General features: G+C 41.2%; 19 protein-coding genes. 16 read left to right on the forward strand and 3 right to left on the reverse strand.

Going from position 1 to position 20,219, the window contains the following annotated elements; all coding sequences use genetic code 11:
• Positions 1-89: 89 nt before the first annotated feature.
• The 7 genes from I2E70_RS00390 to I2E70_RS00420 all read left to right on the forward strand — a co-directional run bounded on the left by I2E70_RS00390 (position 90) and on the right by I2E70_RS00420 (position 8,742).
• On the forward strand, positions 90-1,157 hold the full coding sequence (locus I2E70_RS00390) for a serine hydrolase (RefSeq protein ID WP_195422904.1): 1,068 nt from the start codon (positions 90-92) through the stop codon (positions 1,155-1,157).
• 317 nt (positions 1,158-1,474) lie between these two features.
• Positions 1,475-2,164: a Crp/Fnr family transcriptional regulator gene (locus I2E70_RS00395; protein ID WP_049472136.1), complete on the forward strand. Its 690-nt coding sequence runs from the start codon at positions 1,475-1,477 to the stop codon at positions 2,162-2,164.
• Between the two features lie 234 nt (positions 2,165-2,398).
• Positions 2,399-3,628 carry an arginine deiminase gene (gene arcA / locus I2E70_RS00400; RefSeq protein ID WP_195422906.1) on the forward strand — a complete coding sequence of 410 codons (1,230 nt, stop codon included), beginning with the start codon at positions 2,399-2,401 and terminating at the stop codon, positions 3,626-3,628.
• 83 nt (positions 3,629-3,711) lie between these two features.
• On the forward strand, positions 3,712-4,728 hold the full coding sequence (argF, locus tag I2E70_RS00405) for an ornithine carbamoyltransferase (protein ID WP_070660144.1): 1,017 nt from the start codon (positions 3,712-3,714) through the stop codon (positions 4,726-4,728).
• Positions 4,729-4,809: 81 nt separating this feature from the next.
• The gene (gene arcC, locus I2E70_RS00410) at positions 4,810-5,754 is read left to right on the forward strand and encodes a carbamate kinase (RefSeq protein ID WP_070673829.1); all 945 of its coding nucleotides are present in this window, start codon (positions 4,810-4,812) and stop codon (positions 5,752-5,754) included.
• Positions 5,755-5,878: 124 nt separating this feature from the next.
• The gene (locus I2E70_RS00415) at positions 5,879-7,390 is read left to right on the forward strand and encodes a YfcC family protein (protein WP_049514056.1); all 1,512 of its coding nucleotides are present in this window, start codon (positions 5,879-5,881) and stop codon (positions 7,388-7,390) included.
• A gap of 17 nt (positions 7,391-7,407) precedes the next feature.
• Positions 7,408-8,742, forward strand: coding sequence for a dipeptidase (locus I2E70_RS00420; RefSeq protein WP_195422908.1), 1,335 nt, complete (start codon positions 7,408-7,410; stop codon positions 8,740-8,742).
• A 29-nt stretch (positions 8,743-8,771) separates the two neighbouring features.
• On the opposite strand, the gene I2E70_RS00425 is transcribed toward I2E70_RS00420, so the two are convergent.
• Genes I2E70_RS00425 through I2E70_RS00435 form a run of 3 tightly spaced genes read right to left on the reverse strand, consistent with a single transcriptional unit; the run spans position 8,772 to position 10,464 of the window.
• Entirely contained in the window at positions 8,772-9,242 is a 471-nt protein-coding gene (locus I2E70_RS00425) for an arginine repressor (RefSeq protein WP_003006364.1), read from the reverse strand.
• A gap of 11 nt (positions 9,243-9,253) precedes the next feature.
• Positions 9,254-10,282 (reverse strand): tRNA preQ1(34) S-adenosylmethionine ribosyltransferase-isomerase QueA, encoded by a 1,029-nt coding sequence (gene queA, locus I2E70_RS00430; RefSeq protein WP_003006367.1) that lies wholly within the window; start codon positions 10,280-10,282, stop codon positions 9,254-9,256.
• Between the two features lie 11 nt (positions 10,283-10,293).
• On the reverse strand, positions 10,294-10,464 hold the full coding sequence (locus I2E70_RS00435) for a hypothetical protein (RefSeq protein WP_003006369.1): 171 nt from the start codon (positions 10,462-10,464) through the stop codon (positions 10,294-10,296).
• A gap of 125 nt (positions 10,465-10,589) precedes the next feature.
• Between I2E70_RS00435 and I2E70_RS00440 the strand changes: the two genes are divergently transcribed.
• From I2E70_RS00440 to I2E70_RS00480, 9 genes are all read left to right on the forward strand, one after another.
• Positions 10,590-11,297 (forward strand): glucosamine-6-phosphate deaminase, encoded by a 708-nt coding sequence (locus tag I2E70_RS00440; RefSeq protein WP_004219627.1) that lies wholly within the window; start codon positions 10,590-10,592, stop codon positions 11,295-11,297.
• 188 nt (positions 11,298-11,485) lie between these two features.
• The gene (locus I2E70_RS00445; protein WP_049490513.1) at positions 11,486-12,832 is read left to right on the forward strand and encodes a DUF1958 domain-containing protein; all 1,347 of its coding nucleotides are present in this window, start codon (positions 11,486-11,488) and stop codon (positions 12,830-12,832) included.
• A gap of 70 nt (positions 12,833-12,902) precedes the next feature.
• A complete protein-coding gene (locus I2E70_RS00450; RefSeq protein ID WP_129824304.1) occupies positions 12,903-14,075 on the forward strand; it encodes an MFS transporter in 1,173 nt (390 codons plus the stop codon).
• A 167-nt stretch (positions 14,076-14,242) separates the two neighbouring features.
• Positions 14,243-14,824, forward strand: coding sequence for a lipoprotein (locus tag I2E70_RS00455; protein WP_195422910.1), 582 nt, complete (start codon positions 14,243-14,245; stop codon positions 14,822-14,824).
• Positions 14,825-14,897: 73 nt separating this feature from the next.
• A complete protein-coding gene (locus tag I2E70_RS00460) occupies positions 14,898-15,848 on the forward strand; it encodes a competence protein CoiA (protein ID WP_195422912.1) in 951 nt (316 codons plus the stop codon).
• Positions 15,849-15,920: 72 nt separating this feature from the next.
• Entirely contained in the window at positions 15,921-17,723 is a 1,803-nt protein-coding gene (gene pepF, locus I2E70_RS00465; protein WP_195422914.1) for an oligoendopeptidase F, read from the forward strand.
• 1 nt (position 17,724) lies between these two features.
• Entirely contained in the window at positions 17,725-18,444 is a 720-nt protein-coding gene (locus tag I2E70_RS00470; RefSeq protein ID WP_003006390.1) for an O-methyltransferase, read from the forward strand.
• A gap of 72 nt (positions 18,445-18,516) precedes the next feature.
• Positions 18,517-19,461, forward strand: coding sequence for a peptidylprolyl isomerase PrsA (gene prsA / locus I2E70_RS00475; protein ID WP_155168936.1), 945 nt, complete (start codon positions 18,517-18,519; stop codon positions 19,459-19,461).
• 253 nt (positions 19,462-19,714) lie between these two features.
• Positions 19,715-20,200 (forward strand): LURP-one-related/scramblase family protein, encoded by a 486-nt coding sequence (locus tag I2E70_RS00480; protein ID WP_195422915.1) that lies wholly within the window; start codon positions 19,715-19,717, stop codon positions 20,198-20,200.
• Positions 20,201-20,219: the final 19 nt, after the last annotated feature.

Raw genomic sequence — 20,219 nt, forward strand, 5'->3', positions numbered from 1 at the left:
GAAAAGAAAAAAACTTTTTAAAAAGAAACCGTTTTCTCTTTCTGATAATTCTTGTTATTTTCAGTAGAATCTTTTATAATTAATCTCGTATGAAAAAATATTTTAATCTACGCTCGATCATGATTGCGGTCAGTATTTTATTGTGCTTAGTGGGAACAAGCGCACTGGGCTACTTGCATGTTACGCAACCAACAGCATCAGCAATTGAAAAAAAAGCAAAGAAAACAAAAGAAGCAAAAGAACAAGATATCGAAAAGTCTACCCCTGAGACGAAAAAACCGCGTGTCAAATCTCCTGAAGCTAAGCAAGCAGTAGTAGATGCAGACATGGAAACGATGAGCGCTTATGGCCTTGTCTATGATTATGCTAATAAAGGTTTAGTAGAGGTTGTCCAGGATTTCCTAGCAGAAAGTGGAATTGATCCGTCACAAGTTGCCTTCACGTATCGCAATGCCATTACAGGAGAGCAATTTGCCATGAATGATCTTCAACCAATGACGGCAGGTAGTACCTATAAGCTACCGTTGAACATGTTGGTGGTGGATGAAGTCGCAAAGGGCAAACTCAATTTAACAGACCGGTTTGACATTACCAATACCTACTATGAATATGTAGGAGAGCATGACAATTACGTTGCTGCCTTTGATGGAGCCATGTCTATTCCTGATATGCAGCGCTATTCATTGGTTTACTCTGAAAATACCCCAGCCTATGCCTTGGCAGATCGTTTAGGGGGGATGGAGCAAGCACGCAAGTTATTCAGTCGCTATGGTCAATCCCGTTCACCAGAAGTCAAAACCTTTAGCGAAGATAATAAAACGACAACGGATTATTACATCCATGTCTTAGAATATCTTTGGAATCATCAAGAAAAATATGCAGATTTACTAGAACTGATCGGGGAGTCTTTCCCAGGTGAGTACTATAAAAAATTCTTGCCAGATTTGGTGATTCAACAAAAACCGGGCTATGTTGCGGAAGCGCTCAATGTGGATGCCATTGTCCATGAATCGACCCCTTATTTGGTTGCCATCTATACTGCAGGACTGGGTGGAACGACCCCAGAAAGTTCTGAAATCAGTGGTGTTGGTCTTTATCAGTTGGGAGAACTAGCTTATGTCATCAATGAATGGCATCGTGTGAATATGAATGAATAATTGACGGAAGAGGCTGGGACAAAAGTCCTGGCCTCTTCAATTGTCTTTGGATTATCGAGCAAGACGCAGTGGTTGAGTGGGCTCTACTACGCTGATTTCATCAGCTTTTACAGCCCTACTCAACTGTGCGGAGGTAGGACGACGAAATCGAATTCTAACGAATTACCGATTTCTGTCCCACTCTCTTTTCTTCTATCACAGTAGCATAAAATTCACTTGGTGTTTCGAAATACTTTTCTGTTTTAAAGAGGCTTCTTTCCCTCTTCTATCAAAAAAATATGTTATACTAATTAATAGTAATAAGAGGAAGTATAAACATGATTACAAAGGAAGATTACCAGTTGGTCCGCTCGCATCCAGCCTTCTCTGCGTTGCCAGTGGAGCTATTTGATAAATTAGCTGTTGAAATTCATGCTAGGGATATCCAAAAAGGACAAATTTTATTTTATGCAGGAGATAAGCGGGATCGCATTTTTCTTCTTTCAAAAGGCTTTGCTCGCATTGAGCAATTCGATTCGTCTGATCAATTTTCCTATATGGATTATATCAAGAAAGGGGCCCTGTTCCCTTATGGTGGGATGTTTCAGGATGAGCGTTACCACTATACAGCTAGTGCGGTGACAGATTTGCGTTGTTTCGTTATCCCCGTCAACCTCTATGAATTATCTGCCCAAGAGAGTAAGGAGCAGTTGCTCTTTATTACGAGAAAGCTCTCGTCAATTTTAGAATTTCAAGAGTTGCGTCTACGTAATGTCGTGACAGCTAGTGCCAGTGAGCGTGTGGTTCAATCTTTAGCTATCTTGTGCAAGGACTATGAAAGTTTAGGAAATCAACTTCCATTTCCAATCAGTATGAAGGAAATGGCCAAATTAGCGGCTACAACCCGAGAAACCGTCAATCAAGTTTTAAAGAAACTCATCGATTCTCATAAGATACAGTATGAGAGAAAACAATTAACCTTTCTAGATACAGCCTACTTTTTAAAGAGTTTTAAAGAGATCAATTAATTTGTTGATCTTTTTTATTTTTTCAAAAAAATATATATTCATAAAAACAATATAAAAGACAAAATATGCAAAGAAAACGCTTCATATTAACTAAAAAATAGGAAGAATTCAAAAAAATGCCAAATTCTTTGCATTAAAAAAGTAGAATCCTTCATGAAAGCGGTAACAATAAAGGATATAATAACAATTGTAATAAAGCTTATGAACAAGCTCGAAGAAAAAGGAGGACTATAGATGTCTACACACCCAATTCATGTTTTCTCAGAAATTGGAAAACTGAAAAAAGTTTGTTTGCACCGTCCTGGTAAAGAGTTGGAAAACTTGATGCCTGACTATCTTGAACGTCTTCTTTTTGATGATATTCCTTTCTTGGAAGATGCTCAAAAAGAACACGACGCATTTGCTGAAGCACTTCGTAATGAAGGAATCGAAGTACTTTATCTTGAAAAATTGGCAGCTGAGTCATTGACTACTCCAGAAATTCGCGAACAATTTATCGAAGAATACCTTGATGAAGCGAACATTCGTGGACGCCAAACTAAAAACGCTATTCGCGAAATCCTTCGTGGTATTAAAGACAACCAAGAGTTGGTTGAAAAAACAATGGCTGGTTTCCAAAAAGCTGAGCTTCCAGAAATTCCTGAAGCTGACAAAGGATTGACAGACCTTGTTGAATCTGACTATCCATTTGCGATTGATCCAATGCCAAACTTGTACTTCACACGTGACCCATTTGCTACAATTGGTAATGCAGTATCATTGAACCACATGTACGCAGATACACGTAACCGTGAAACTTTGTATGGTAAATACATCTTCAAATACCACCCAGTTTATGGTGGAAAAGTTGAACTTGTCTACAACCGTGAAGAAGATACTCGTATCGAAGGTGGAGATGAGTTGGTGCTTTCTAAAGATGTATTGGCAGTTGGTATCTCACAACGTACAGATGCTGCATCAATCGAAAAATTGTTGGTAAACATCTTCAAGAAGAACGTTGGCTTCAAGAAAGTATTGGCCTTCGAATTTGCGAACAACCGTAAATTCATGCACTTGGATACAGTATTCACAATGGTGGACTACGATAAATTCACAATCCACCCAGAAATCCAAGGGAACCTTCGCGTCTTCTCTGTAACCTATGAAAATGAAGCATTGAAGATTGTTGAAGAAAAAGGTGATTTGGCTGAATTGCTTGCTGAAAACCTTGGTGTTGAAAAAGTTACATTGATCCCTTGTGGTGATGGCAATGTAGTTGCTGCTGCTCGTGAACAATGGAACGACGGTTCAAATACTCTTACAATCGCACCGGGTGTGGTAGTCGTATACGACCGTAACACAGTCACAAACAAGAAATTAGAAGAATACGGACTTCGTTTGATCAAGATCCGCGGAAGTGAATTGGTTCGCGGTCGTGGTGGACCTCGTTGTATGTCAATGCCATTTGAACGTGAAGAAATCTAATGTAGAAGACCGAGAGCTGGTCTTGAGGGATCAGCTCTTCCTTCTTACTGATCAATACTAGAAAGAAATAGGAGACAATTAGAATGACAAATTCAGTGTTCCAAGGACGTAGCTTCTTGGCAGAAAAAGACTTTACACGCGCAGAGTTAGAATACCTCATCGGACTTTCAGCTCACTTGAAAGACCTTAAAAAACGCAACATCCAACACCACTATCTTGCTGGAAAAAACATTGCGCTTTTGTTTGAAAAAACTTCAACTCGTACTCGTGCTGCCTTCACAACAGCAGCTATCGACCTTGGTGCTCACCCAGAATACCTAGGTGCAAACGACATCCAACTTGGTAAAAAAGAATCTACAGAAGATACTGCTAAAGTTCTTGGACGTATGTTTGACGGTATTGAATTCCGTGGTTTCAGCCAACGTATGGTTGAAGAATTGGCTGAATTCTCAGGTGTTCCAGTATGGAATGGTTTGACTGACGAATGGCACCCAACTCAAATGCTTGCAGACTACTTGACTGTTCAAGAAAACTTTGGACGCCTTGAAGGTTTGACACTTGTGTACTGTGGTGACGGACGTAACAACGTTGCAAACAGCCTTCTTGTAACAGGTGCTATCCTTGGTGTGAACGTACACATCTTCTCACCAAAAGAACTCTTCCCAGAAAAAGAAATCGTTGAATTGGCAGAAGGATTTGCAAAAGAAAGTGGCGCTCATATCTTGATCACTGAAGATGCTGACGAAGCAGTGAAAGGTGCAGATGTACTTTACACTGACGTTTGGGTATCAATGGGTGAAGAAGATAAATTTGCAGAACGTGTTGCCCTTTTGAAACCTTACCAAGTAAACATGGATTTGATTAAGAAAGCTGATAACGAAGACTTGATCTTCTTGCACTGCTTGCCAGCCTTCCACGATACAAACACTGTTTACGGTAAAGATGTTGCTGAAAAATTCGGCGTAGAAGAAATGGAAGTTACTGACGAAGTGTTCCGTAGCAAATATGCTCGTCACTTTGACCAAGCTGAAAACCGTATGCACACTATCAAAGCGGTTATGGCAGCTACTCTTGGTAACTTGTACATTCCAAAAGTTTAAGACTTAACCGTATACCAACAGCTATAGGGGCTGGACTGCTAGCTTTAGTCCTGCCCCTATTTTTTATAGAAAGGAAAATTCATGTCAAGAAAAATCGTCGTTGCTTTGGGAGGAAATGCTATTCTCTCATCTGATCCTTCTGCGCAAGCTCAACAAGAAGCACTTGTAGAAACAGCTAAACACTTAGTTAAATTAATCAAAAATGGGGATGAGTTGATAATCACTCACGGAAATGGTCCTCAAGTAGGGAACCTCTTACTCCAACACTTGGCTGCAAATTCTGAAAAGAACCCAGCTTTCCCACTTGATTCACTAGTTGCTATGACCGAAGGAAGCATTGGCTACTGGCTTCAAAATGCTCTTCAAAATGCTCTTCTTGAAGAAGGAATTGAAAAAGATGTGGCTTCTGTTGTGACACAAGTCGTTGTTGATAAGAACGACCCAGCTTTTGTTAACCTCAGTAAACCAATTGGTCCATTCTACTCAGAAGAAGAAGCAAAAGCAGAAGCTGAAAAATCAGGTGCAACCTTCAAAGAAGATGCTGGTCGTGGCTGGCGTAAAGTTGTGGCTTCACCAAAACCAGTGGATATCAAAGAAATCAATACAATTCGTACTTTGTTGAACGACGGTCAAGTCGTTGTAGCTGCCGGTGGTGGCGGTATCCCGGTTGTGAAAGAAGCAGATGGTAGCCTATCTGGTGTTGAAGCGGTAATCGATAAAGACTTCGCATCTCAACGTTTGGCTGAATTGGTAGAAGCAGACCTCTTCATCGTCTTGACTGGTGTCGATTATGTCTTTGTGAACTACAACAAACCAGACCAAGCGAAATTGGAACATGTGAATGTAGCTCAATTGGAAGAGTACATCAAACAAGACCAATTTGCACCAGGAAGCATGCTTCCTAAAGTAGAAGCTGCCATTGCCTTTGTAAATGGTCGTCCAGAAGGAAAAGCAGTCATCACTTCACTTGAAAACCTTGGCGCTTTGATTGAGTCTGAAAGTGGAACAATCATCCAAAAAGACTAATGGAAAATTAGGAAAAAACTAGTATTTTAAAGCTTATTGTGATAGAATAAGTCTATAGGTAAGCGTTTTACAAGAGACTCTTGTAAAACATCACTCACACTTTGTTGCGTTAGGAGGAAGACAAATGAGTGAAAAAACGAAAAAAGGATTTAAGATGCCTTCATCTTTTTCCGTATTGTTGATCATCATTGCCATTATGGCAGTGTTAACTTGGATCATTCCAGCTGGTCAATACAAAGTTGATAAAGCTGGTGCCATCATCGCAGGTAGTTATGAATCTGTGAAACAAAACCCTCAAGGGATTTGGGATGTCCTGATGGCTCCAATCAATGCCATGCTTGGTAAAGCACCAACCAGTGCAGCGATTGACGTAGCCTTCTTCATCTTGATGGTCGGTGGTTTCCTTGGAGTTGTGAACGAAACAGGTACCCTTGATGTAGGGATTGCTTCTATCGTTCGTAAATACAAAGGCCGTGAAAAAATGTTGATCTTGATCTTGATGCCATTGTTTGCCCTTGGTGGTACAACTTATGGTATGGGTGAAGAAACTATGGCCTTCTATCCACTTCTTGTTCCTGTTATGATGTCTGTTGGTTTTGACAGCTTGACAGGGGTGGCTATTATCCTCTTAGGATCACAAATCGGATGTTTGGCGTCAACATTGAACCCATTTGCAACAGTTATCGCTTCTGATACTGCAGGTATCTCAAGTGCTTCAGGTCTCTTGCTCCGTGTTATCTTCTGGATCGTATTGACAGGACTTAGCACCTACTATGTATACCGTTATGCAGATAAGGTTCAAAAAGACCCAACCAAATCTCTCACCTATGCAACTCGTGAAGAAGATTTGAAACACTTCAACGTTGATAGTGGTGAAGAAATTCCTTCACAAATGAACAAGAAACAAAAACGTGTCTTGCTCGTCTTCATTTCAACATTCGTCATCATGGTTGCTGGATTTATCCCATTCAAAGATTTGGGTATTACATTCTTTGACAGCTTCAACGAATCTCTCCATAAAGTTCCTTACCTTGGTCAATTGATCGGTAACACAGATGCTCTTGGTACATGGTACTTCCCTCAAACAGCTATGCTCTTTGCCTTCATGGGAATCCTTGTTGGTATCATTTATGGCTTGAAAGAAGATAAGATTATTTCATCCTTCATGAATGGTGCAGCTGACCTCTTGAGTGTTGCTCTTATCGTAGCAGTAGCACGTGGTATCCAAGTCATCATGAACGACGGTATGATCACTGCAACAATTCTTCACTGGGGTGAAGAAGGACTGAAAGGTCTTTCATCTCAATTGTTCATTGTCTTGACTTACATTTTCTACTTGCCAATGTCATTCTTGATCCCATCATCATCTGGTCTTGCCAGCGCAACAATGGGTATCATGGCACCTCTTGGTAAATTCGTCAATGTACCAGGTAGCTTGATTGTTACAGCTTACCAATCTGCATCTGGTGTCTTGAACTTGATCGCACCAACTTCAGGTATCGTAATGGGAGCTCTTGCTCTTGGACGTGTTGACTTGAGTGCATGGTGGAAATTCATGGGTAAATTGGTCGTAGCGATTGTTGTGATTACTATTGCCCTTCTTCTACTAGGAACTGTGGTTCCATTCTTGCAATAGAATAAAGTAGGTGTTTCATGAAAAAAAGAATTAAGGACGATGTGAAAGAGCAGTTTTTAAACTCTCTTCAAACCATCATTTCTTACCCTTCTGTGTTAAATGAAGGGGAAAATGGAACACCGTTTGGACAAGCTATCCAAGATGTCCTAGAAAAAACCTTAGAGCTTGCTCAAGAATTAGGTTTTCAAACATATATAGATCCTGAAGGATACTATGGATATGCAGAGATCGGTCAGGGGGAGGAACTCCTGGCCGTTCTTTGTCACTTGGATGTTGTTCCAGCCGGTGATCTAAAAGATTGGCAAACGCCACCCTTTGAAGCGACTGTTGTCGGTGACTATCTAGTAGGTCGTGGTGTACAGGATGATAAGGGGCCGTCACTCGCTGCCCTCTATGCAGTTAAGAGTTTGCTGGATGATGGCGTCCAGTTTACCAAACGAATCCGCTTTATCTTTGGGACGGATGAAGAAACCTTGTGGCGGTGTATGAACCGCTACAATCAAATTGAAGAACAAGCGGATCTTGGGTTTGCACCGGATTCTTCTTTCCCATTAACCTATGCTGAAAAAGGCTTGTTACAAGTGAAATTGCATGGCCCAGGTTGGGATGATCTTCCTTTACAGGCTGGTCAGGCCCTCAATGTTGTTCCAGATAAAGCGACCTATGCAGGTCATCGTTTAGAAGAATTGCTTCCCGTTTTGGATCAAAGTGGGGTTCAGTATAGCCAAACAGAAGATTCTGTAATGGTTATGGGAGTTTCAAAGCACTCCAAAGATGCAGCCGAAGGAGTGAATGCCATTGTCGGTTTAGCGGAAAGTCTGTCCCTCATCCAACCCCACCCAGCCTTGCTCTTTATTGCAGATGCTGTTGGTGAGGATGCAACTGGAGAAGCCCTATTTGGAAAAATTACAGATGAACCAAGTGGGGATCTTTCCTTCAACCTTGCGACCCTTGTGATCGATCAAGAGCAATCGGAAATTGGAGTTGATATTCGAATTCCAGTCCTTGTAGATAAGGAGAATTTAGTGGCTCGTCTGCAAGAAATTGCGGCTAGCTATCAGTTAGAGTATGAAGAATTTGACTATTTGGCTCCTTTATATGTACCGCTAGATAGTCCTTTAGTCAGCTCTTTGATGGCCGTTTACCAGGAAGAAACTGGGGATAGGACACCAGCCATGTCTTCAGGTGGTGCGACATTTGCGCGAACTATGGAAAACTGTGTAGCTTTCGGCGCTCTTTTCCCAGGTGCAGAACAGACCGAGCACCAGGCCAATGAACGAGCAAAAATTGACGATCTCTACGCTGCGATGGAAATCTATCGAGAAGCCATTCAGCGCCTAGCGACAAAATAAAAAGTTTGGAAACCAAGTTTCCAAACTTTTTATTTACTAAAGAAGAAGGGTGGGGTGAATTCTTTTAATTTTTCAAAACAATCCAAAGCTCCTTGGTTGTCTTCGCAGATGACCAAACAGACATCGTCTCCGCAGATGGTCGCTACAATTTCTTGGAGTTCCAATGCATCTAAGATCGCTCCAAAGGATTGGGCAAGACCTGGAAGAGTTTTTACAACGACCTGGTTTTGAACGGGCCGTAACATAACTAAGGCATCTTCCATATACATCCGCAGGCGCTTTTCCCAACGGGAAGGAGCGATGGTGTTCATGGCATAGTAGGAACTATCCCCCTCGTTAATTTTTACTAGATTCAAGGATTTGACATCCCGTGAAAGGGTAGACTGGGTAACGAGAACGCCATTAGCTTCTAAGGCTTCTTGAAGTTCTTGTTGGGTATGAATCCTACGCTCAGAAATGATAGAGCGGATCAAGCGGTGGCGACTTTCAATTTTATTCATGAGAGACTCCTTTACTTGATGAACATAGCATCCCCAAAACTGAAGAATCGGTAGCGTTCTTGAATCGCATGGTGGTATGCTTCGAGGGTTAATTCACGGCCGGCAAAGGCAGAAACCAACATGACCAGAGTTGATTTTGGAAGGTGGAAGTTGGTTGAAAAGGCATCGACGACTTTCCATTCATAACCAGGCTTGATAAAAATATTGGTCCAGCCTGAATCAGCTTGGATGTCTCCATCAAATTTGTTGCCAATCGTTTCAAGAGTTCGGATAGAAGTCGTTCCGACGGCTACGATGCGTTTCCCTGCAGCTTTTACCTGACGAAGGGTAGCAGCGGCCTCTTCAGAAAGTTGGTAGAATTCAGAGTGCATCTCATGGTCTTCAAGATTGTCCACAGATACTGGACGGAAGGTTCCTAGGCCCACATGAAGGGTCAAATAGACCAGGTGAACCCCTTTTGCTTCAATTTTTTGGAGCAATTCTTGGGTGAAATGAAGACCTGCCGTCGGAGCTGCAGCAGAACCATTTTCTTTGGCGTAAACGGTTTGGTAACGCTCGCGGTCAGCCAGTTTTTCATGGATATAGGGAGGAAGTGGCATTTCACCAAGGCTTTCCAAGACTTCTAAAAAGATCCCTTGGTAGTGGAAGCGAACGATGCGCCCTCCATGCTCCAATTCTTCCTCAACCGTTGCAGTCAAACGACCATCTCCGAAGCTGACTGTGGCCCCTACTTTTAAGCGTTTTGCAGGTTTTGCCAAGACTTCCCAACAGTCATCTTGAGTATTTTTAAGGAGAAGGAATTCGACGTGACCACCTGTTTCTGGTTTGACCCCATGAAGGCGGGCTGGTAGAACGCGCGTATTGTTCATGACAAGAGCATCTCCTGGCTCCAATTCATCCAAAATTGCATCAAAATGACGGTCTTGGAATTGCCCTGTTTTTCGATCGAGGATCAAGAGTTTAGAGGCATCTCGTTTTTCAAGAGGGGTTTGAGCAATCAGTTCTTCAGGCAAATCAAAGTCAAAGTCGTTGGTATTCATTTGCGCTCCTTTTATAATAAATTTGTGAGTAGATAGATGGTAGTCCCGACAGCTAAGAGCATCAGGCTGATTCCCATCAAAAAGATCAGGACCTTGAGAATCTTTCTTTGATGAATCAAGAAAGATAAGAGAAAGACAAGGAGTCCGATCAAAAAAATGATGAATAATAGTGATACAATCATACCTTTCATTATATCACGAATCGACTTGAAAATGAAAAAAATGCCAGAAAAAGATAGCGGTTTCACTTGACAAAAATTGGTCTATACCATATAATAAAAGCATAGAGAAATAGGAGGTCTATCCAATGAAAATTATTGAAGTAAAGGACCAAATTGAGGGTGGAAAAGTTGCCTTTGATATATTAAAAGAAACCTTAAAGGAAGGTGCTCAAACCTTAGGTCTTGCGACTGGAAGCAGTCCCCTTGAGTTTTATAAACAAATTCGTGAAAGTGATTTGGACTTATCTAATCTAATCAGTGTAAACTTAGATGAATACGTAGGGTTGACGGGAGATGATCCTCAATCTTATCGGTATTTCATGGAGAAAAATCTCTTTGATGCCAAACCATTCAAAGAAAGTTATCTCCCATCAGGTGTAGAAGAATCTGCCGATCAGGAAGTGATCCGTTATAACAAAATACTCGAAGACCATCCAGTGGACCTACAAATCTTGGGAATCGGACGCAATGGGCATATCGGTTTTAATGAGCCAGGGACATCCTTTGATAGTCAGACCCACTTAGTTCAGTTGGATGACTCTACCATTGAGGCTAATTCTCGTTTCTTTGATAAGATCGAAGATGTACCAACCCAAGCCATTTCGATGGGAATTGCTAATATCTTAGCAGCGAAATCGATTGTCTTGTTTGCCTATGGGGAATCAAAAGCCCAAGCAATCAAAGGTACAGTAGAGGGTGAAAGGACTGAAAAAGTGCCAGCTAGTGCCCTTCAAGGACATCCAAATGTGACCATTATTGCGGATAAGGAAGCCTTGAGCTTGTTAAGTCGATAAAAAACAGGACCTATCGCCGATTTATTCGGGCCAGATAGGTTTTTTTCTGCTTCAAAATATGGTACAATACAAGTAATTATCTGCTGGGATTAGCTCTTTTCATCTACTGGGAGACAAGAGGAAAGGGCATGAGGGCTAGAAGCTTATTTTAGCCTCCAGCTGATTAGTCTGTTATAAAGGAAAAGTTTATGATAAAAAAATATTTGATCCATATTTGCCTCCTTCTGAGTCTCTTATGCCAGCCAATTCTAGCGAGTGCGGATGAATTGGTGGATATGGCGCAAAAGATGTATCCAAATGACAATGTCCAAGCCATTAACCGTCCACATTCTTCGCTTATTATTGACGGAAATACGGGCAATGTTCTTTGGAAAGACAATATCGATGAAGTCAGAGATCCTGCCAGCATGAGTAAGCTCATGACGCTCTATCTCTTGTTTGAAGATATGGCAAATGGCAAGATCAGTAAGGATACAGTGATCAAGGCGACCGCTTCAGACCAAGCGATCGGAAAGATCTATGAGATCTCCAACAATAATATTGTTGCTGGGGTAGACTACACAATTCCTGAGTTGATTACCATGACAGTGGTTCCATCCTCAAATGTATCGACCCTCATGTTGGCCAATCTCATGTCCAACAATGATCCAGATGCCTTTATCGAGCGCATGAATGCCAAGGCTAAGGAATTAGGGATGACCAATACGGTCTGGAATAACCCGAGTGGGGCGGCCATCTCCACCTTGCAGGGCTACTATCAGGTCAACAATTATCCAAATGATGCGGCCAACCAGACAACTGCGCGTGATTTAGGGATTCTGGTTTATCATTTTATCAATCAATACCCAGATATTTTAAACTATACCAATCAAGCACAAGTCACGGTCAAAAAAGGGACTCCATATGAGGAAACCTTTGATACCTACAATTATTCATTGCCAGGAGCCAAGTATGCCTTGAAAGGTGTGGATGGTTTGAAAACTGGTTCAAGCCCTCGTGGAGCTTTCAACTATATCGCGACCATCAAACGGGGCAATCAGCGCTTAATTGCTGTCATTATGGGCGTAGGAGATTGGGCAGACCAAGATGGGGAATATTACCGTCACCCGTTTGGCAATGCCTTGATCGAAAAAGCCTATAAAGATTTTGGCTATAAAAAATTGCTAGATGCAGGTGTCCAGAAGATTGACGGCAAGACCTATACACTTGAAAAACCCTTCTATGCAACGGTCAAAAAAGGTGCTAAAGAACCGACCCTTGCGGTAAAAGATGGCTATCTGACAGTAGATAATGATCTCTACACGTTGTCTGAAGGTATCCGAGATGATATGAAGGTAGAAGAAGGGGCCAAGCCAGAGCTTGTCAAAGAAACAGCAAGTGGGAAAAAGACAACGGCTAAGCACAGTAAATGGCTTTCGCTGGATCACTTCCTGATCTTGATTCCAATTCTCATTCTTGTCATCATTCTCTCGATTGAAAAACAAAGTCGTGAGAGACGCAAAAAAGAGGCTCAAAAGCGCTATAATAAAGAGTAAAATAAAACCTAACTGATTGTCAGTTGGGTTTTGTCATTGTCTCATTCCGATATTTTTAGAAAGGATTCATATGAAAAAATTCCGAAATTCTTATGCGGCTTATATGTTGCTCTATAGTTTTTATTTTATGTCCACATCTCTCTTTACGACCCTCATTTCCGTCTATTTGATGGGAAAGCACTATAGTGCAACCCAAGTGTCGACCTTGGTATCGGTTGCTTTTTTCTTATCCATGGTAGCCCAACCCTTCTTTGGTTATATCAATGAGCGATTTGGAATCGTAAAAATGACGACCCTCAGTCTGAGTGTGATCATTGGTGGTGTCTTCGGTTTTCTTTGGGCCCCCAATCTCTTTTGGCTGACCGTTTTTTATGGGATTGTTCTAGTCTGTTTGAATGGGACAGCTCCCATGATGGAAGTATTTGCAACGCAAAGTCCATACGCTTTTGGGAAGATTCGCGTTTGGGGAACCATTGGCTACTCGGTCGGTGTCCAAATAGCCGGCTGGGTCTATCATCAGTTTAGCCCCCAAGCTGTTTATTATACGGTTTTGATCACCATTTTACTCAGCATTTTCTGTCTAAGTGCGGTTCGAATGAAGAAAAAAGAGACAGTCGTAGAAAAGGAAAAACACCCTGTCTCTATTCGTCCTCTTCTTCACAATGGACCTTATCTCTTCTTTATTGTGTTGATTGGCTTGGCTTCAGGGGTTGGAAATATTGGTCATACCTATATTCCTGAGCTACTCATGGATAGTGGTCTACCAGTCCATATTGCCTCTACGGTTGTAGCTATCTCCGTCGTAGTGGAAGCTCCCTTGATCTTTTTCTCTGATCGATTCATGGACCACTGGCCTTTACGGGTTTTGATCGCTCTTCCAATCGGGATTATTTTTGCTCAATATGTTGTCTACGCTCTTCCAAGTCCTGTCTTCTTAAAAGTGCTTTTGACTCTTTTAGCCAAGCATACAACAGGGATGGTTTTGATTATGGTCTCCTTACGGTTTATTGCCCAACAGGTGAATGGCAAAGACTTGGTTCTTGCCATGGCTATTGTCCAAGGAGCTCGTTATTTAGGAACCATTCTTTTACAACCTCTCGCAGCCCTCTGTATTGAAAGAGGTGGTTACCAAGTCATGAGTTTCTTTTTAGCAGGGGTTGTAGGGATCGTCTTTTTGCTGAGCTTTGCCTTAAAAATGCCCCAAGGGAAGGCTCACGGCCTTTTTGGTGGCAAAGTAGACTAATGAAATTGTTACAATTGTATGACTAATCATCGAGGAGTTGGACAGAAACACTGATTTCACAGTGTTTTGTCCAACTTTTTTGCTAATATTAAGAACTAGTGATTAATTTGACAGTCAAAGTATTCGATGGTAGAATGAGGTAAAATAAATATAAAGGAGACCATTTTATGAAAAAAATGATCTTATCGACAGCTGCTCTTTTGACGATCTTTTCCCTAGCTGCTTGTTCAAACAAACAAGACACAAAGAAGGAAACTTCAAACAGTCAATCAACGACTAAAGTGACGAGCAAATCTGCCAACACTTCAAAAAGTAAGGATAATTCAACAGATTCAGAAGAGACTTCATCTTCTAGCCTCTTAACAGACGCTGAAATCAGCAAGGCTAAAACAGTTGGAGACTTCAAAAAGTTGTTTGCAAAATTAATGGATCAATCTGTTTCTATTACTGAAGAAGCAGGTACTTCTGTGACAGGTTCTGCAAAAGAACAATACGATGCAATGATTAGTACCTTAAAGCAAGGATTAGAAAACCAAAAAGATATCTTTAATGAAGGCTTGGAAAGCATCGGTTCAGATAGCACAGTCGTTCCTAAAGAAGACCGTGAAGCTTTGATCGAAATCTTGAAAGATGCTCGTGAAGAGTTGGAAAGTACTCGTAAAGAAATGAAAGATATGCAGAAAGAATTGAGTAAATCTCCTGTTGCTGATGATTCTAGTGACGATTCAGACTCAGATTCTGACGAATAATAGCAAAAAAAGGTTGGAAATTTCCAGCCTTTTTCTTATTTTTTTCGAATGATATAGATGAGGAGGTGGGGCTATGTTTATTGCCATGGATAACAATCAAAAGCGGTGGAACTGTATGGAAGAGATCCCAGCTGTGACAGAAGGTCCCTTCTATTGCTTAGCTTGTCATAGTCCAGTGCGTCTAAAAAATGGCTCGGTTCTACGGGCTCATTTTGCTCATGTAAAATTACAGCATTGTCCCTACCATCACGAAGCTGAGAGTTTTGAACATCTGGAATTGAAAGCCAGTCTTTATGATTGGGCCTCTAAGGAGTCTCATACAGAAGTAGAAAGTTATTTAGCAGATTTTCAACAAATTGCTGATCTTTTGGTAGTAGACAAGAATTTAGCTTTGGAAGTGCAGTGCAGCCCCCTATCTTTAGAACGCTTGAAGGAGAGAAGCGATGCGTATAGATCCAACGGTTACCAGGTCTATTGGTTACTTGGTAAAAAGTTGTGGCTCAAGGAAAGACTGACAAAGCTACAGGCTGGTTTTCTTTATTTTAGTCAGAATCGCGGGTTCCATCTTTGGGAATTGGATCTTGAAAAGAAAGAAGTGCGTTTGCAATACCTCATCCATGAGGATTTGAGAGGGCGATTGCATTATCAAACAGAAGTTTTCCCTTTTGGTCAAAGGTCTTTACTGGAAGTCTTACGGACCCCTTATCTTTCACAACCCATGCGGCAAATGGCAGTCGAGCTCGATCGTACATTTTTAACGTATATCCAGCAGCAACTCTTTTATCGTCACCCAAAGTGGCTGAAGCTTCAGGAAGAACTCTATTTGCAGGGAAACCATCTGATGGAACTGGAGCTAGATTTCTTTTATCCTCTTTGTCGTCCGATCCTTTCACAGAACTTGCTTCAAATTGAAGAGGATGTAGAAGATTACTACCAGCAGTTTATGACCTATTATCAGTCGCAAGGGATCCAACCTGTTCAGATCCTCTATCCCCCACGTTTTTATGCTCAACAGAAAAGCTAACTTTCTAAGATAGAAATCCTCCCGAAATGTTCATTTTTATGCTAAAATAATACCATTGGAGGATTAATCGAAATGGTAAAACAACGTAATGAAATTGATGAAAAATACCAATGGGATTTGTCGACAATTTTTGCGACAGATCAAGCTTGGGAAGAAGAAGCAGCAAGCTTAGCTGCGGATATTAAAGCAGCAAGCCACTACGCTGGTCATTTGTTGGATTCAGCGCAAACACTGTTGGATACAACCAATGCATATTTGGAATTGAGCCGTCGTTTGGAAAAGGTCTACGTCTATGCTCATATGAAAAATGACCAAGATACACGTGTGGCTAAATACCAAGAGTACCAATCAAAAGGGATGTCTCTTTATAGCTTGTTAGGTGAAACCTTTGCCTTCTATGAGCCTGAATTCATGGCCATTACGGATGAGCAATACAAAGCTTTTGTGAGTGAGGTTCCAGCCTTAGAACAATATGGTCATTATTTTGATCGTTTGCTAGAGAAAAAAGAACATATCTTGTCTCAAAAAGAAGAGGAATTACTTGCAGGAGCTGGTGAGATCTTTGCAGCTGGTGGTGAAACTTTTGAAATCTTGGACAATGCAGATATTGTTTTCCCAACTGTGCATGATGACAAGGGCGAAGAAGTTCAATTAACCCATGGAAACTATATTTCTTTGGTAGAATCAAAAGATCGTGCCGTTCGTAAAGAAGCTTACGAAGGCCTCTACAAGGTCTATGAACAGTATCAACATACCTATGCTAAAACCTTGCAAACCAATGTGAAAGTTCACAACTTTAATGCCAAAGTTCGCAAATTCTCATCTGCTCGTGAAGCAGCGCTTTCTGAAAACTTTGTACCAGAAAGTGTTTATGATAGCTTGGTAGCAGCTGTGAACAAACATTTGCCACTCTTGCAACGCTATGTGCAATTGCGTTCAAAAATTCTAGGAATCTCAGACTTGAAGATGTACGATATGTATACGCCATTATCCGATACAGACTACAAGTTTACCTATGAAGAATCATTGGCCAAAGCAGAAGAAGTCTTGGCTGTTTTGGGTGAGGACTATCTTTCTCGTGTGAAACGGGCCTTTAGCGAACGGTGGATCGACGTGCATGTCAACCAAGGAAAACGCTCAGGTGCCTATTCAGGTGGTTCTTATGATACCAATGCCTTCATGTTGTTGAACTGGCAAGATACATTGGATAATCTCTTCACCTTGGTGCATGAAACTGGTCACAGTATGCATTCTAGCTATACCCGTGAAACCCAGCCTTATGTCTATGGGGACTATTCCATCTTCCTTGCCGAAATCGCCTCTACAACCAATGAAAATATCCTGACCGAACGTCTGTTAGAAGAAGTAGAAGACGATGCAACTCGTTTTGCGATTTTGAATCACTTCTTGGATGGCTTCCGTGGAACGGTCTTCCGTCAAACGCAGTTTGCTGAATTTGAGCATGCTATCCATAAAGCAGACCAAGAAGGTACCGTTTTGACTAGTGAGTTCTTAAACAACCTCTATGCAGAACTCAATGAGAAATACTACGGTCTTTCAAAAGATGACAACCCTGAAATCCAATATGAATGGGCTCGGATTCCTCACTTCTACTATAACTACTATGTCTTCCAATATTCAACAGGTTTTGCAGCAGCTTCAGCCTTAGCTGAAAAAATTGTTCATGGAACACAAGAAGATCGTGATAAATATATCGACTACTTGAAGGCTGGAAATTCTGACTATCCACTCAATGTCATCCGCAAAGCAGGTGTGGATATGGAAAAAGAAGACTACTTGGACGCAGCCTTTGCGGTCTTTGAACGTCGTTTGAATGAATTTGAAGCCCTAGTAGAAAAATTAGGACTCGCATAAGATGGTAGAGTCTTATAGTAAAAATGCCAACCACAATATGCGCCGGCCAGTGGTTAAAGATGAGATCGTTGACTTTATGCGCACGCGTCAAAAACCGGTAGCAGGTGCCTTGGAGGAGTTAGAAGCATTCGCCCGCAAGGAAAATATTCCGATTATTCCGCATGAAACGGTAGCTTACTTTAGACTACTCCTGCAAGCCCTACAACCAAAGAAAATCCTGGAAATTGGGACAGCAATTGGATTTTCAGCGCTCTTAATGGCTGAAAATGCTCCCGATGCACAAATTACTACTATTGATCGGAATGAAGAGATGATTGGCTTTGCCAAGGAAAATCTGGCTAAATACGATCAGAGAAAGCAAATCACCTTGCTTGAAGGAGATGCAGTAGATGTATTGCAGGATTTAACAGAGACCTATGACTTTGTCTTTATGGACTCTGCTAAGTCTAAGTACATCGTCTTTTTGCCACGAATTCTCGAACTCTTAGAGGTTGGGGGAGTCGTGGTATTGGATGATATTTTCCAAGGAGGAGATGTTGCCAAGGACATCATGGAAGTGCGTCGTGGGCAACGAACCATTTACCGGGGGCTTCAGAACCTCTTTCATGCGACTCTCAATCATCCAGATTTGACCGCTAGTTTGGTGCCACTTGGAGATGGTATTTTGATGATTCGGAAAAATGCAGAGACGGTAACCTTGCCAGATCCTAGCTCTTTTTAGGTAAATTTAAGGTATTCTCTCTAATTTGTGGTAAAATAGAAGAAGTTTAAAAAGGAACGGAGAATAATTTTCATGAAGAAAAAACTTGTAGCGGGTGCTGTGACCTTGCTATCAGTCGTAACACTAGCAGCGTGTGCCAATGGCACAAACAAAGATATCGTGACCATGAAAGGGGACACGATCACAGTTTCTGATTTCTATAATGAAATCAAAACCAACCAAGGTGCTCAACAAGTTCTTTTCCAAATGACCATCAATAAAGTCTTTGAAAAAGAATATGGATCAAAAGTTTCTGATAAAGAAGTCGATAAAGAATTGGCTAAACAAAAGAAACAATTAGGTAACCAATTCGATGCATACTTGGCGCAACAAGGCTTGACGGAAGAAACAGCGAAGAAACAAATCCGTAGCAATATGTTGTTGGAATATGCAGTCAACCAAGCGGCTAAGAAAGATATCAAAGAGTCTGACTACAAGGCAGCTTTTGAATCTTACACACCAGAAGTAACAGCACAAATTATCAAGTTAGATTCAGAAGATAAAGCAAAAGAAGTGTTGGAAGCTGCTAAAGCGGAAGGTGCAGACTTTGCCCAAATCGCCAAAGACAATTCAACAGATACTGCTACAAAAGATAAAGGTGGCGAAGTTAAGTTCGATTCAGGAACATCAGGTATCCCATCTCAAGTCAAAGAAGCTGCCTTTAAATTGGATGAAAACGGCATTTCAGATGTGATCACAGTTTCAGCAGGTCAAAACTATTCTGCTAGCTACTATATTGTCAAATTGAATAAGAAGACAGAAAAAGGTTCTGACTGGAAGAAATACGAAAAACGTTTGAAAGAGATCATTGTTGACGGTCGTAAGCAAGATACTAACTACATCCGTAGCATTATTGCAAAAGCGATGACCAATGCCAATATCAAGGTCAAAGATGATGCCTTCAAATCAACCTTCAACCAATATTTGCAAAATATCGGTGTTCAAACGAGCGATAGCAAATCATCATCTAAAAAATAGTTGACGGTTCCTTTTGGAACTTGTATAATGAAATAGTTGAGAATAAATCATTGTTACTCGGAATCAGAGAAGTGGCGGGGGTGTGAGCCATGGAAGAGAAATGATTTTGCTACTCGGCTGAGACAATTGCATATAAAATGAAGAATGACAAGTTCATTGAATGAAGGTGGTACCGCGGTTTTTCGCCCTTCGTTTAGTGGCTTGTCTTTTGTTTGTGGGCAGTTGTCTGGAGCTTTTTAAAGGAGATCAAAAGATGCGAACCTATCAAGTGAAACAAAAATTTCGATTGGGTGGCGAGCGGTTCGATATCAAAGATGAGTTGGGAAATGTTGAGTACCAGGTTGAGGGATCTTTTCTTAAGATTCCCAAGACTTTTACCATCTACGATAAGAATGGACAAGAAGTGAGCCATATCACCAAAAAAACAATCAGCTTTCTTCCCGAATTTGTGGTTGAGTTGAAGGATGGGGACCGCTTTTTTATCCATAAAAAACTGACGCTCTTTAGAGACAAATACGATATCGAAGATTTGGGACTGCGGGTACAGGGAAATATCTGGGACCTAGAATTCAAATTGTTTGATGATCGGGATCAAATCGTCGCTGAGATTAGCAAGGAACTCTTTCATCTAACCTCTACCTACCAAGTATCGGTGTATGAGGATGAATACGCTGATTTAGTCATCTCACTTTGTGTCGCCATCGATTATGTCGAAATGTTAGAAGCTGGCGCAAATTAAGCTTAAAAAAATTAGGAGA

It is taken from the genome of Streptococcus parasanguinis (genome assembly GCF_015556095.1).
Taxonomy (GTDB): domain Bacteria; phylum Bacillota; class Bacilli; order Lactobacillales; family Streptococcaceae; genus Streptococcus; species Streptococcus parasanguinis_Q.